This is a genomic window from Iodobacter sp. CM08 (assembly GCF_033446605.1).
Lineage (GTDB): Bacteria > Pseudomonadota > Gammaproteobacteria > Burkholderiales > Chitinibacteraceae > Iodobacter.
This window is the reverse complement of the sequence record NZ_JAWQUO010000065.1, coordinates 1-13,459: the sequence shown is the minus strand read 5'-3', so window position 1 is coordinate 13,459 and position 13,459 is coordinate 1. Positions and strand designations below refer to the sequence as shown.

15 protein-coding genes are annotated in these 13,459 nt (G+C 45.4%); 4 read left to right on the top strand and 11 right to left on the bottom strand.

Features of this window, described 5'->3' with window-relative positions:
• Window positions 1-416: 416 nt before the first annotated feature.
• From R6242_RS21475 to R6242_RS21460, 4 genes are all read right to left on the bottom strand, one after another.
• Entirely contained in the window at window positions 417-575 is a 159-nt protein-coding gene (locus tag R6242_RS21475) for a DUF3309 family protein (protein WP_318430815.1), read from the bottom strand.
• 588 nt (window positions 576-1,163) lie between these two features.
• Window positions 1,164-1,478 (bottom strand): BON domain-containing protein, encoded by a 315-nt coding sequence (locus R6242_RS21470; protein ID WP_318430813.1) that lies wholly within the window; start codon window positions 1,476-1,478, stop codon window positions 1,164-1,166.
• A gap of 163 nt (window positions 1,479-1,641) precedes the next feature.
• On the bottom strand, window positions 1,642-1,935 hold the full coding sequence (locus tag R6242_RS21465; protein WP_318430811.1) for a GlsB/YeaQ/YmgE family stress response membrane protein: 294 nt from the start codon (window positions 1,933-1,935) through the stop codon (window positions 1,642-1,644).
• Window positions 1,936-2,011: 76 nt separating this feature from the next.
• Window positions 2,012-2,236, bottom strand: a complete 225-nt coding sequence (locus tag R6242_RS21460) for a CsbD family protein (protein WP_318430809.1) — start codon at window positions 2,234-2,236, stop codon at window positions 2,012-2,014.
• Window positions 2,237-2,740: 504 nt separating this feature from the next.
• Here R6242_RS21460 and R6242_RS21455 point away from each other — a divergent pair.
• The 3 genes from R6242_RS21455 (at window position 2,741) to R6242_RS21445 (ending at window position 5,293) form a co-directional block, all read left to right on the top strand.
• Window positions 2,741-3,577 carry a BON domain-containing protein gene (locus R6242_RS21455; protein ID WP_318430807.1) on the top strand — a complete coding sequence of 279 codons (837 nt, stop codon included), beginning with the start codon at window positions 2,741-2,743 and terminating at the stop codon, window positions 3,575-3,577.
• A 160-nt stretch (window positions 3,578-3,737) separates the two neighbouring features.
• Window positions 3,738-4,286, top strand: coding sequence for a DUF1003 domain-containing protein (locus tag R6242_RS21450; RefSeq protein ID WP_318430805.1), 549 nt, complete (start codon window positions 3,738-3,740; stop codon window positions 4,284-4,286).
• Between the two features lie 254 nt (window positions 4,287-4,540).
• Window positions 4,541-5,293, top strand: coding sequence for a Crp/Fnr family transcriptional regulator (locus R6242_RS21445; RefSeq protein ID WP_318430803.1), 753 nt, complete (start codon window positions 4,541-4,543; stop codon window positions 5,291-5,293).
• Between the two features lie 570 nt (window positions 5,294-5,863).
• Here R6242_RS21445 and R6242_RS21440 read toward each other — a convergent pair.
• The 4 genes from R6242_RS21440 to R6242_RS21425 all read right to left on the bottom strand — a co-directional run bounded on the left by R6242_RS21440 (window position 5,864) and on the right by R6242_RS21425 (window position 8,123).
• Window positions 5,864-6,172: a glycine zipper domain-containing protein gene (locus R6242_RS21440; RefSeq protein ID WP_318430801.1), complete on the bottom strand. Its 309-nt coding sequence runs from the start codon at window positions 6,170-6,172 to the stop codon at window positions 5,864-5,866.
• Between the two features lie 68 nt (window positions 6,173-6,240).
• Entirely contained in the window at window positions 6,241-6,777 is a 537-nt protein-coding gene (locus R6242_RS21435; protein ID WP_318430799.1) for a ferritin-like domain-containing protein, read from the bottom strand.
• 50 nt (window positions 6,778-6,827) lie between these two features.
• Entirely contained in the window at window positions 6,828-7,676 is an 849-nt protein-coding gene (locus R6242_RS21430; protein ID WP_318430797.1) for an OmpA family protein, read from the bottom strand.
• 69 nt (window positions 7,677-7,745) lie between these two features.
• Window positions 7,746-8,123 (bottom strand): DUF4398 domain-containing protein, encoded by a 378-nt coding sequence (locus tag R6242_RS21425; protein WP_318430795.1) that lies wholly within the window; start codon window positions 8,121-8,123, stop codon window positions 7,746-7,748.
• A gap of 398 nt (window positions 8,124-8,521) precedes the next feature.
• On the opposite strand from R6242_RS21425, the gene R6242_RS21420 reads away from it, so the two are divergent.
• Window positions 8,522-9,235: a Crp/Fnr family transcriptional regulator gene (locus tag R6242_RS21420; protein ID WP_318430792.1), complete on the top strand. Its 714-nt coding sequence runs from the start codon at window positions 8,522-8,524 to the stop codon at window positions 9,233-9,235.
• A gap of 9 nt (window positions 9,236-9,244) precedes the next feature.
• Here the strand turns inward: R6242_RS21420 and R6242_RS21415 are convergent, their stop codons facing one another.
• The 3 genes from R6242_RS21415 to R6242_RS21405 are packed head-to-tail and all read right to left on the bottom strand — an operon-like array spanning window position 9,245 to window position 13,135.
• The gene (locus R6242_RS21415) at window positions 9,245-9,964 is read right to left on the bottom strand and encodes a Crp/Fnr family transcriptional regulator (protein WP_318430790.1); all 720 of its coding nucleotides are present in this window, start codon (window positions 9,962-9,964) and stop codon (window positions 9,245-9,247) included.
• Between the two features lie 25 nt (window positions 9,965-9,989).
• A complete protein-coding gene (locus tag R6242_RS21410) occupies window positions 9,990-10,808 on the bottom strand; it encodes a response regulator (protein ID WP_318430788.1) in 819 nt (272 codons plus the stop codon).
• Window positions 10,805-13,135, bottom strand: a complete 2,331-nt coding sequence (locus R6242_RS21405) for a PAS domain S-box protein (RefSeq protein WP_318430785.1) — start codon at window positions 13,133-13,135, stop codon at window positions 10,805-10,807. Before R6242_RS21405 ends, R6242_RS21410 begins: the two co-directional genes overlap by 4 nt.
• Between the last annotated feature and the right edge of the window lie 324 nt (window positions 13,136-13,459).

The window sequence follows — 13,459 nt, the reverse complement described above, 5'->3', positions numbered from 1 at the left end:
AGCTAGTACTTACTGGCTTACTTTATTCTGAGCATCCATCGCTGAATGCTCAATACTAATGCAAGCACTTGTTTCGCTTCCGAACCAAGCACTCACACTCATCGACTGTATTTTGTTAAAGATCAGCTCGTCTGTGACATCACCGTGTTGCTGTGTGTGCTGCAGCGAGAGGGCGAACTATACCGGCAGCACCGTCCCCCGTCAACACTCTAAACGAGATAAAACATGGGGAGCGCCTAAGTTATTGATTTTATGAAGGGCTATTTTGTATTTTTTTATCCAAGCAAATTCATTACTCTTTGAGTAAATAGCTATACCACATTAATCTCAGAAAACAGCTAAAAAATAAAGCCGTCGCAATGAACTGGACGGCCTTCTTGTAATTGAGTAATTATTAAAATCGCTTAATGCGTTCTTTACAACCTCCCCAAAAGCAATAAAACGATAATAATAATTAGAATGAAACCTATGCCGCCACTTGGCCCATAGCCCCATGATCTGCTATGCGGCCAGCTTGGGATGACACCGATTAGCATTAAGATCAGCACGATTAATAATATAGTTCCTAAACTCATCATGTTCCCCTTCAAACTTTAATTTAATCCGGCACGGGGCTGCTGACACACTTCTCGCAGAGGCTCCGCGAGCTTCGCATCTGCGTGCGATAAAACTGCGAGCACCACTACCTTATAAAGCTAATTAAATCTCGACTCAGCATATCTTTATTGTGCCATCGAGATGGTCTGTTCTTTTAAGCATAAAGAGCATTACCAAAGAGATCAGTGCCGTTTTCACTACAGACTTGCCTTGGTGGCGAGGCATATAACGTGCAACTTCACCACCTCTCATCGAAAAACACACTAACGTGGTATCAATGCCCCGTTGGCTGAATCACCACGCGGCCAGATCATCCGATAAAGTGTTGTAGTCGTAACTATTCTAAGGTTAATACGAGCGACTAAAACCGCGCCGATCATAGCTAATAACGCGCCAGCCTTCCGCTGCAAGCACCATCGCCTGATATTCCCTGCTGGCGGATGATAATGGCCAGCAACTCACTAGATACTAGAAACCGTCACGCCTTTCATCTGCAAACAGCCTGGCAGGCTTAGCCTTTACAGGCTGTTTGAATGAAAATCTAAAGTACAACATTCAGGACGTAATTATTTAATTCGCATATCATTTTTAACTGACTTCACGCCTTTCACTGTTTTAACCAGCTGCACTGCATGATCTGAAGCGGCCTGTGAGCTAACAAAACCGCTCAATTGCACAGAACCTTTAAATGTTTCTACATTGATTTCCAGAGATTTCAACTTAGGATCGCCAAAAATAGTCGACTTCACTTTACTGGTAATAACGCTATCATCCAGATACTCCCCCGTTCCTTCTTGTGTTGGAGTAGATGAACAAGCGGCCACAGATAATAAAGCGGTCACTACAAAAAATGCTGCACAATACTTGCCGAGGTATTTCATGGTCAATTATCCTGAAAGATATAAAAAATACGAAAATATTTGGTTTTAGAGCAAATGCGGTATTTCACCATTACAATCAAACACGCGGTGTTGCTTATAAAATTGCATAGTGTAAAAAACAAAATACCGGTTTTATTTGCCCAAGGCTACGCACTTACACTGCCTATAATCTGCGACGAGCAAGCTCTCGTGAAATCCGTAACAATAAGAGCGCTCCCAAAATCGCGCGAGAAGCAACGAGCAAAGAAACCGCCCCCGCTATAGTAATAAACAAGCTGTATAGATTAAGCCCGCTTATCCCCTCATAACCCAAGGATATGAACACCCAGCAGCCAATAAAAGCCCCAAGTAAACCAAATATGATATCCAGCACTATCCCTTGGCTTATCGTGTTCAGCATCTTATTAATAATCAAACCTGCAATCAGCCCAAGCGTGATCAAGTGAAAGAGCAACATCTTGTTCTCCGGCACTTGCTAGATAAATGGCTTGCTGCCGACTCATCCGCCAAGCAAGCCTAAGGGCTAAGCAAAACTATGGAAGATGCTTAGGCGGAACATCTTTATTTAGTTTTTCAAACTTAGTAATTTGCAACTCGGCTTCATCCTTTGTGATGCCATAGGCTTCCTGGATTTTGCCTGCCAGCTTGTCACGCTTACCAGCAATCACCTCCAGATGATCATCCGTTAAATCGCCCCATTGCTCTTTCACTTTGCCCTTAAATTGTTTCCAGTTACCTTCGACGATATCCCAATTCATATCAAGCTCCTTTGTGTTTAGGAAGCAAATGGCTCGATGCCATTTCAGCCCCTTTTGATCGTGCACACTTTGTCAACGACATGCCGTCTCATTAAGACCAAACATAAACATCTATAGATGCCACCAAGCTGTTCTTGGGGTACAAGCTATGGATGACAGAGCCAGACTAAACAGATACATAAACTTGGTCAGTGCGCTGGCGAACATAAGTTGCATTTAATCTTTTTAATTTCTTACTAACCATGAAATAAAGCTACCACTCATTCATCATTTACCTCTCATCAAAAGCTCCTCAGGCCTGCCGCTGAAAAAAAAATGACTACTGAATAAAAAATGAGGCTTAAGAGCGGTAGCGTACAGACAGTTTTTTGCTTCCCACGCATTGTTTATGCTTGAGTACTTGCCCTATTTAAACAAATGACTGAGCCCATTTAAGCGCTCAAGCACCTCAATACCACTTTTGATCGCTATTTCCATTACCCTCTTTTTTGATGGAGCAACAAGATGCACTCTCACGCACACAAACTACTGATCGCCTCTAGCCTTGCCGCCGCCCTCACTGTATTTAGCGGACCACTTGCTGCGGCAAGCATTCCACAAGAAATCAGTGATGCCAAACAAGAAACCCAGATCTGGACAACCTACGCCCTAAGCCCTTATCTGCGAGCCAGTGATCTCAAAGTATCTGTGCAAAACGGCAAAGCGGTGCTGAGTGGAAAAGTAGATGAAGAGGTTAATAAAGACTTAGCGAAGCAAATCGCCCTAGGTGTTGCTGGTATTAAAGAAGTAGATAATCAGATTGTGGTTCAGGCGGATTACGCCCCAGCTAAAGAAGGTGCAAGCCGTAGCTATGGCGAAACAATTGATGATGTAAACATCAGTGCAGCCATTAAATCAAAGCTTATTTGGAGCAAAAACACCGATGGGCTAAGCACGACGGTAGAGACCCATGCAGGCAAAGTGCGGCTAGCGGGTACGGCAGACAATGCAAAATCCAAAGCGCTCGCCAGTACCCTCGCCTTGAACACCCGTGGCGTGGTTTCGGTAGATAACCAGATTCTGATCAATGGGGCAAAAACCAATATTGTAAATAGCGTCAAAAGTACCGCGTCAGATGCAGATCAAAGCATTAGTGATAGCTGGGTAAGCACCAAAGTGATCTCTACGTTTCTGTATTCCCGCAACGTACCGAGCACTGATATCTCCGTGAGCACACAACACGGCGTGGTGACGCTAAGCGGTAAAGTAGCCAGCGGAGCAGAGCGCGCTTTAGCTATCGAGCTGGCGAAAAATGTGCGGGGTGTAAAGCGTGTTGAAGCCAAGGGGCTAGTCAGTATTTAATTACATTTATTACCCATAAAAGGATCACTGGCCCAACGGGCTGGCGATCCTTTTTACTTTAATGGCATCCGCATTCAAGGCTTATTTATCCAGATATCACTTTGCCGCTTTTTAAGTCTCCCCCCACAATCCACAGGCCATTGCCAGGACATGCCACATCATGGATAACTCAAACGAGCAACTCGCCAGCCAGTTTTTAAAAACCTGCAAGAATGCAGGAGAAAGCGAGCAAAAAGTTTTGGAGCGTTTAAAAAAACGCCTGCATATCAGCCATAACACCAATCAAAAATTTGATGACACGCTCACTTTGGGCCAGCGGCTAGCCGATAAAATCGCTATTTTTGGCGGCTCATGGACATTTATTCTTATTTTTCTGGCCATACTTTTTGCGTGGATCATCCTCAACACGCTGATTTTAGCCAATAAATCCTTTGATCCTTACCCTTATGTTTTCCTTAATCTAATTTTATCCATGCTGGCGGCCTTACAAGCCCCCGTGATTATGATGTCGCAAAACCGGCATGCCGCCAAAGATCGTGCCGCCGCCGAGCATGATTACGAAGTGAATTTAAAATCAGAACTAGAAGTACTCGCCTTGCATCAAAAAATTGATATCTTGCGTGATCAACAATGGTCTGAGCTCGTTGCTATGCAACAAGAACAAATCAAACTACTTACTCAGGTACTTGCAAACAACACCGCCTCATAGCTCACAGCGCCAAGTTTTAATCTAGCCAATTAAACTTGTCATTAAAACGCCTCAACAATACAACTAACAATAAACAACCACAAATACTTACATCATTCATATAAAAACATTTATTTTTACCATCGTTAACTGACACTCAAGGTTCGGCAAAGGACATAGCATTCGCAAAGAATTCGGTATAACTAAGGGTAAGGACTTCATTCACTTTGCAGCACCTAGGTCTTTATTGAACAGGTGCCAAGCAGGAGACTAAAATGACAGAGCTTCATTTCCCTTGCCAAAACCTTATTATTGCCGCTTTACCGGCAGATCATTATTACTCTTTAGCCCCGCTATTAGAGCTTGTTCACCTGCCACTTGGCCATGTGCTGTATGAATCTGGCGCACAAATGCAGCATGTTTATTTCCCGACCAACAGCATCGTTTCTTTACTTTATGTTTTAGAAAGTGGCGCATCTGCCGAAATAGCCATCGTCGGCAACGAGGGCCTTGTGGGAATATCGCTCTTTATGGGCGGCAATAGCACACCGAGCCGTGCTGTCGTGCAGAGTGCAGGTTTTGCCTATCGGCTTGGCAAAAAACAAATTAAAACCGCCTTTGATCAAGCCGGCCCCTTGCAACATTTATTGCTGCGTTACACCCAAGCGCTGCTCACTCAAATGGCACAAACTGCCGTCTGCAACCGCCATCACTCATTAGATCAGCAACTCTGCCGCTGGCTATTATTAAGCTTAGATCGCCTCCCCTCCAATAAGCTGGTGATGACCCAAGAGCTGATTGCCAATATGCTGGGGGTGCGTCGGGAAGGCGTGACAGAAGCTGCAGGTAATTTACAAAAAGCTAAATTAATCGAATACAGTCGTGGCCGTATTGCCGTGCTAGATCGTCAGGGCTTAGAAAAAAGGGCCTGCGAGTGCTATGCCGTCGTTAAAGCAGAATTTGATCGCCTACTGCCTTGCAAAGATTTGCCCAACCCCAGCACCACACTAAAAGCGATTGCCTTTTAGCTAGCCGCTATTAACGAGGAACAAAGAAAATTACTTCTCTACGATTACTTTTATAGAGCGCCCCCTCCCCTTAATACACAAAAAAGAAGGGGCTCAGCGTATGCCAAGCCCCTTCTTTGATACTCTTACTGCAAATGTTGCTACCCAAACTTTGTAAGGTAAGGTTCATCATTTGCGCACGATTCCAGCCTTATTCCCGTTAAGTGCTAAGCCTCTGAAGCGATCTTGTTTCACCTTTAATGTATCCCGCATTAGAGGTGAAGTACGCAAAGACAAACGCAGCATAAGCTTGCGTAATAACACAAGCTCAGTGCGCTGGCTGTAAAAACCAGGACCAAAATACACAAGATCTTCCACCCCAAGCTCTCCCAAGTCGGGTAGAGGATCAAAATCGTGCCGTACGCAAGCGCAATTCATGCCGGTAAAATGGCAAGGATTAAAACCAAAAACAATTCTACTCAATGCGTACGTTATTTAATCCAAGCCAGAACAACTCGCTCCAGTTTTGATAAAAGCCCAGCAAGCCTATTTCCACGCATAAACAACCGCTGAGTATCAGCATGAAAAATATTACTTACTACGGCCCAATATAGCGCCTAGCAGTAGCCCAGTGCCTGCGGCAAGTGCTACCGAGCGCCATGGATTGGCTTTGACGCACTCCTCAGCCGAACACACCATGGACTTACCAGCATCCACGGTACTTTCTTGCATATCACGCGCCATAAGAAGCACAGTATCAAGGCGCAACATGCCCTGATTCAGCGCCTCATCTGCCTTATCTCCCGTCAATAATTTAGCGGATTGCAGCAGGGCTTTTGCATCTTTAACCAAGCTAGCTACATCATTATTAAGCGGCTTTGAATTTGATCCAAACATCATGAATTCCTTAATGTAGGTAAAATATAGGCCCTGAAAATATAACTAGGCTTAAACAGATACAAGGCCAATCAGGCAGCGAGCAGATCCCGCATATCATCGGCGTGCTCTTCCTCTTTCGCCATAATATTGGCAAGCAAGAGTCGAGTCGTTGGATCGGTGTCGCCGATGTCTTTGATCATCTGGCGATAAGATTCAATCGTCACCCGCTCAGAAATCAAATTGGCCTTAATCATGGCCAAAATATTGTCTGAATCATCATACTCAGCGTGGCTACGGGCCGTGAGGGTATTAGGATTAAAATCCGGTTTGCCATTCAATTGCACGATGCGTGCAGCTAGCAAATCAGCATGGCCTTGCTCCTCTTGTGCATGCAGCAAAAACTCAGCCCTAACTGGCCCATTGAGCAAACCGCTCGCTGTGTAGTAATGCCGCTTGTAGCGTAAAACACAGACTAATTCTGTGGCTAAAGCCGCATTCAGCATCGCCACCACTTGCTGGCGATTACCCTGATAGCCTACGGTGACCGCCCCATCAGCAATATTTTCAGCTGCAGCCCTTATTTCCTCAATATCAATACCTGGATAGATATTTGTAATATCACTCATGATTTTTCTCGATTTAAAAAAGGAGCAGAAAAAATATGATCTGACGCTGCTTAACGTGGTGTTACTCGGCCAGTATCATCAGAAAGAATAATTTCAACGCGACGGTTGAGTTGACGGCTATCTACTGTTTTATTCGAGGCCACAGGATGAGCCTCGCCATAGCCATGAATGGCAATACGGCTATCTGCGATACCTAATTCTTGCAAGGCATTGCGCACCGCAGTAGCGCGACGTTCAGACAGGCCTTGATTGTGCTTAGCGGCCCCAGTGCTATCAGTAAAACCTTCCACGAGAACAGTGCGATTTGGGTTTTGCTGTAAAACATCAGCTAATTTTTTAGCCGTTTGCATCCCCTCCTCATTCAAACGCGATAGATCTGTGCCAAAAAGCACGTCGCTTAAAGTAATCACCATCCCACGCTCGGTTTTTTTTGCTTTTAAGTCTGCTAGTTGTTGCTCAAGCTGTGCGGTCTGTGCTTTAGCATTTGTCACTTCCACTTTAGCATTTTTCGTTTCCACTTTTGCCTGATCAGCTTCATTGGTGCGCTGCTCTAGCCGAGCTTGATCGCGCGTTTTAGCGTTATTTACAATTCCCGCCTCGCTGGCTTTTTGCTTGGCCACTTCCTGTGTTAGTGCAATTTTTTGCTTGGCCACATAGGCTAGATTATCAATTTCTTTCTCGCTGCCTTTATTGGTCACTGCTTCATTGGCTTTATTTAAAGCATCCCCTGCCTGCTTCATTTCTAAAGAGGCATAAGTTGATACTGCCGGATCATTTTGTATTGCCACGTAATCCATCCGTGTTTGATCTAATAAACCTGTACTGGTCGGCGCGGTTCCACAAGCAGCAATCAACACGGCAATCGCCAACAAGATAGGCGTAACTGTTTTTTTATTCACAATAAAATCCTCAAAGCCATGCAAAACATCCACACGGCAAAATACAATCAACAGGGCAAGATGAACTGACTATTTATTAGCGCGGCTTAATTCTTCACGCATCACACGGATATCGTCCTGCAATGCTTTCTCTGCCACCTCTGCCTTGCCCGAATTTGCTTTGCTTTGTGCTAGTTTGGCATCCGATTCAGCCTGATTAGCTAGCTCGGCAGCGAGCTTATAATCCTTAGCGGCCATTGCCTTATGTGCTTGCAGCATTTTTTCCCGCGCCAAATTCATTTCTACTGGCGCATATTTAGCCCCGCCCGCACCAGCTGCATTTTCAACGGCAGCATCCGATACGGCGACATTGGCAGTAGCAGGTGTTTTCATACTGCTGCAACCGGCCATAAGTACAACAGCGCTAATGCCCAAGAGCTTGAGCCATTGTTTTGATTTTGTAGGCATGATGTTCCTCTCTAAACGGTGAGTGGGTTTTTCCCCACATGCCCCTGTTATAAGCTGATTTTTTTACTTGATCGGTACGCTGACGCACATAGCGCAATTATTTGTCATGATTAGAAAGCTGTTACAAGAATTATGACACCAGCACCGAGTAAATACCCACTCTGTTCGTTAACGCTCAGACAATCCTGTTATTTCTCTGCACAATATATCTCTCAAGAACGGCCAGAGACGGCGACGCTTCAAACAAGGCTGCCCTATATATAAAAATAGCGGGGGATCAACGGGGGAAATATGAAGCAAAAAAAAGCTCATATTTTGCTCTACTTGAATATAACAATGCCAGAATGCTTGCTGGCTTCTGTCTTGCTATTTTTTAAGCATTAGGGAGAGATTGATTCATGCCAACTACCCTGTATGCACTTAGCAACAATCGTTTGCTAGCCGCATTACCAAGCCAAGATCAAGAGCGCTTTTTAGCACGCTGCGAAGCGCTTGAACTGAAGTTTTCTGACGTACTTTCTGAGCCTGGCGCGTGCATCCAGTATGTTTATTTTCCGCTAGAAAGTTTTATTTCTTTATTAGCATCAATGGATGGATACCCCACATTAGAAGTAGGGTTAATCGGTAATGAAGGTATGCTCGGGGCCTCACTAGCACTAGGAGTGAAGACCTCACCACTGCATGCCTTAGTGCAGGGTAGAGGAGCAGTGCTGCGCATGACGGCCAAGGCGTTTTGCGAAGAGCTTCAACAAAGCAAAGCGCTGCAATATATTCTGCAACGCTACCTCTATGTGATCATCAAGCAGCTAGCGCAAACCTCAACGTGCGCTCGTTTTCATGTGATTGAAGCACGATTGGCCCGCTGGCTACTCATGACGCAAGATCGGGCACATTCAGATACTTTTCATATTACACAAAAATTTCTAGCCTATATGCTGGGCGTGCGCCGTGTAGGCATCACCACGGCGGCTTCCGCTTTGCAAAATCACAAGCTGATTCGCTATAGCCGTGGCGATATCACCATACTCGATCGAAAAGGCCTACAAATGGTAGCGTGCCAGTGCTATGAAGCTGATATAAGCAGCTATTCAAGCATTATGACAAATATTTAAGCGCTATTTTTAATGGCAAGACACCTCGGATAAAAGCCGGCTTAATTCTTTTTTTACAACCGCATAGCACTCACAAGCGTGTTGCTCTAGCCCCAAGCGATCTAATACCGCAATATGCCCACGGCGATAGCTGATATAACCCGCCCGTTGCAAGTTTCCAGCCGCCTCTGTCACGCCCACGCGCCGCACACCCAGCATATTGGCCACCAGTTCCTGAGTCATAATCAACTCATTGCCAGTGAGGCGATCTAAAGTGAGTAATAGCCAACGGCAGAGTTGCTGCTCTACTGAATGATGCCGATTGCACACTGCGGTTTGGGCCATTTGTGTAAGTAGCGCTTGGGTATAGCGTAGCAATAAACTCTGCAAAGCCGCCCCACGATTAAATTCTTCTTTTAAAATCTGACGCGGTAGCCGATAAGCATAACCCGCCGTTTGCACCACAGCTGAGCTAGGCGTGGTATCCCCTCCCATAAATAAGGACACCCCCACCACGCCTTCATTCCCTACGCCGGCTGTTTCTGCTGAAGCGCCCGACTCCATTACATAATGCAGCGATACAATCGAGGAAGTTGGAAAATAAGCATAGCGTAATTGCTCATCCGGCTCGTAGAGCATGTCACCAAGACGCAGTGGGACTAACTCCAAGTGCGTAGCCAGAAGTTCAAGCTCGCTAGCCGGTAAGGCAGCAAGCAGGTGGTTTTGTTGAGGGCTATGAATTACAGGCATGGGGAACCATCGAAAGAAGTTTTTTTCACTTAGAAGTCAGCTCTACACCGATACCTCGGTAGCCAATAAAGCGGCAGGAGCGATCAAACATGGGCTCCCCACTCACTTGAAATTTTTGTGCCGAGCCATCGGGGTGAGTACGACTAAAAATAAAATCTAAAAAAGGCTGCCGCGCATTGATGGTGGCCTGCAATTGTTTGCGCTCATCTTCATTCCAGCCCTCTTCAATCACCTCTTCTACGTCGCCAGCCAGAGCATCCACTCGAATCCCCAGCATTTCTAAGACAGGGCCAGATACTTTGGTAAAGTTCATTTGCTCGTCCTGCTCCCAATACCAGTCAGAGGCAAGCTCGGTTAGGCTGCGATACCGTGCTTCACTTTCGCGTAATTCGGCGGTTCGCTCTGCTACCGAGGCCTCCAGCTCCTTGCTATAGCTCTCAAGTTTTTTATATAAGAGCCGTACTTCCAGCAAGTTATGGATTCGTGTTTTAACTTCAACCAAATCAAAAGGCTTGCTGATAAAATCTTTGGCACCTGTTTGTAAAGCACGCAGCTTATGACCCGGCTGCGCAGTAATCACCAGTACCGGCAAATAAGCGTCGTCCACATTGGTTTTCAAGCATTCCATCACTTGAAAACCATCCATCACGGGCATCTGCAAATCAAGCAAAATTAAGTCATAACGGTTATTTCGATGTAACTCACAGACCTTGGTCGGGTCCATTGTTGAAGTAACGCAGGTATAGCCAGCTTCACCCAATAATTGCTCAAACAAGCTGACGTTACTCTCTTGATCATCAACAATCAGAATGCTGGCGTTAAGGATCTCGGAATAATGGATCATGATGATTTTTCCTTTTTATTGATCCGATTCGCTTCAGTTTTCACAAAAGCCAGTGTGAAATCTAAAGTATCCATAAATTCTTGGACCTTAATAGGTTTAGTCAGATAGCGGAAAAACCCCGCAGCTAAACCTTTTTCAATATCACGAACCACAGCATTGGCGCTGATCGCCACCACTGGGATATGCTTGGTATTTGGATCTTGCGCTAAAATTTGTAATGCATCGACTCCGCTGATTCCTGGCAAATTAATATCCATCAGAATAATATCTGGTAGAGAAGTACGAGCAATTTCAATACCACGCTTGCCATCTCGCGCACTCAGCAAGTGAATATCAGGCCTGCGCATAATCAAGCTTTCCACCAACATTAGATTCGCCGGATTATCCTCAACATAAAGCATGGTATACGACGCGCCCTGCAAAGAAGGCGGCACAACAATCGTGGGCTCTGCCATCGGAGCAATCAGCAGCGGTTCGCTAGCCAAATTTAACTCAAGCCAGAAAGTGCTCCCCTCACCAAAATGACTTTCCACACCAATTACACCGCCCATTAACTCAACCAAGCGCTTACTCACGATTAAACCAATACCCGTCCCCTCTACATTTGCTTCTTGCCCCAAACGATTAAACGACTGAAACAGCTGTGACAACTGCTCAGGAGTTAGCCCCGCACCGGTATCCCGTACACTAATACGAATAGAATTAGGCAAGCTTAAAGTGCATTCAACCGCCACCGAGCCACCTTCTTTATTGTATTTAATTGCGTTAGAAAGCAGATTAATCAACACTTGCTTAAGCCTTGTCTGATCTGCATATACAAAGTAAGGCAAATTTGCAGATGGAAAAACCACGCTAATGTCACGGCCTTTGGCTTGCGGCTCGATCATCGTTTCGCATTCACGCATCACATCGGTCAGCAAAATGGGCTCCATTGAGAGCGACAATTTGCCAGACTCGATCAAGGCCAGATCAAGAATTTCGTTAATTAGCTCCAGCAAATACCAACCTGCTTTCAATATTTGATCAATACTGCGCGTTTGGGAAGGGGTTGGCTCGGGCGAGCCAGACTCCAAAAGTTGGGCAAAGCCAAGAATGGCATTAAGCGGCGTACGTAATTCGTGACTCATGCTGGAGAGAAAATCTGATTTGGCTAAATTGGCTTTTTCAGCCACGGCGGTAGCGCGCTCTAATTCGGTATTTTTAAGCTGTAAGGCCTGATCCAACAACGCCCGCTCCGCCTCTACTAATTTTCTGGCGGTATTATCCGTGCCTATCAAAAGATAGCCAATAATCATTTCCTTCACATCCCGCAAGGCCGTAACCGATACCGCCGCAGGGAAACGGCTACCATCTTTGCGTATATACGTGAGCTCGTAAATGTCTTCAATCCCACGGGAAGCCTTAAATACCAACGCCTCAAAGCCTGGAGAAATAGGCGTAGCAAGTTCAATACTTAATGCCTTGGCCCGCTCAATCATTTCTTGTGGATCAGAAATATCAGCAGGAGTAATTTTGTTCATCACCTCTTCGGCGGTATAGCCCAGCATACATTCTGCGCCCACATTAAAAATCTGAATCACGCCCCTTGCATCAGTAGCAATACTCGAAAAATTAGCACTATTAAAGATTGCTCTCTGCAAACTTCCTTCTTTTAGTTGAGCTTCTTCGGCCTGCTTACGTTCGGTAATATCACTGAGCACGATACGCAGATCAGGGCTCCCCTCTTGATCTGACGTAGCAGAAGCAACCAAATGCGCCCAAAATTGCAAGCCACTGCTTTTTACCATACGCAACTCGCCAATCTGCGCTTCACGCGTTTCTAGCAGCTGTTTACCTAAAAAGTAAAAAATATCTTGATCTGCTTTCGCAATAAATTGGCTAAATGGCCGATTCACCAAGGCTCTGCGGTTGCTCCCCAATAGCGTGGCTGCCGTGAGGTTGGCTTGCAGGATTCTCCCCTCTGCACTAATCGTGCAGTAGCCTACAGGTGCCAAATCATAAAGATCAAAGTACCGTTTATGTGCCGCATCTAAATCAATCTGTGTTCGGCGCAATTCTTCATTCTGCATTTCTAATTCAATTTGATGCACGCGTAGTTCATGCAACAGCTGCTGTGTTTCTTGCAGCGACATTGCATTTAAGTTCTCTAATAGCTCAGCGCCCTTATCACGAACCTGCTTTTTAGCTTGTAAAGCACGTTCTGCAGCCAAAGAAGCATCAATCTCCCGGCAAAAAACAGCAGGGGGAGTAACTAGCGGAACAACAAGGCTGGGCTTATATTCCAAAACTTGAGTTTTGGCTTTCTTCGTTACTTTTCCAGCGCTCATACATCATCCTAACGCCAAGGTAGCGTATTATTTAAGAAGTGTACGCTACTAAAGATCATTCACAGCGCTAATTAGAAATACAAACGTAAGGGTCTGTAATTTAGAAATTTATAGCTTGGATTAGCAACTCGAACACACAATATTTTAATCCTAGGTCGGCTTAGCGGCTCTGCATCACATTTCTACATATTTCTCCCGCGCAAAGCAAAACCCCCGCCTCTTTCGAGTACGGGGGTTCTGTTTACTACGTCTTTACTACTTTAACGTGCGAATCTTTGATTCGCTCAGTAAGGGGTGTCTGGCGATGACCTACTTTCACACAGG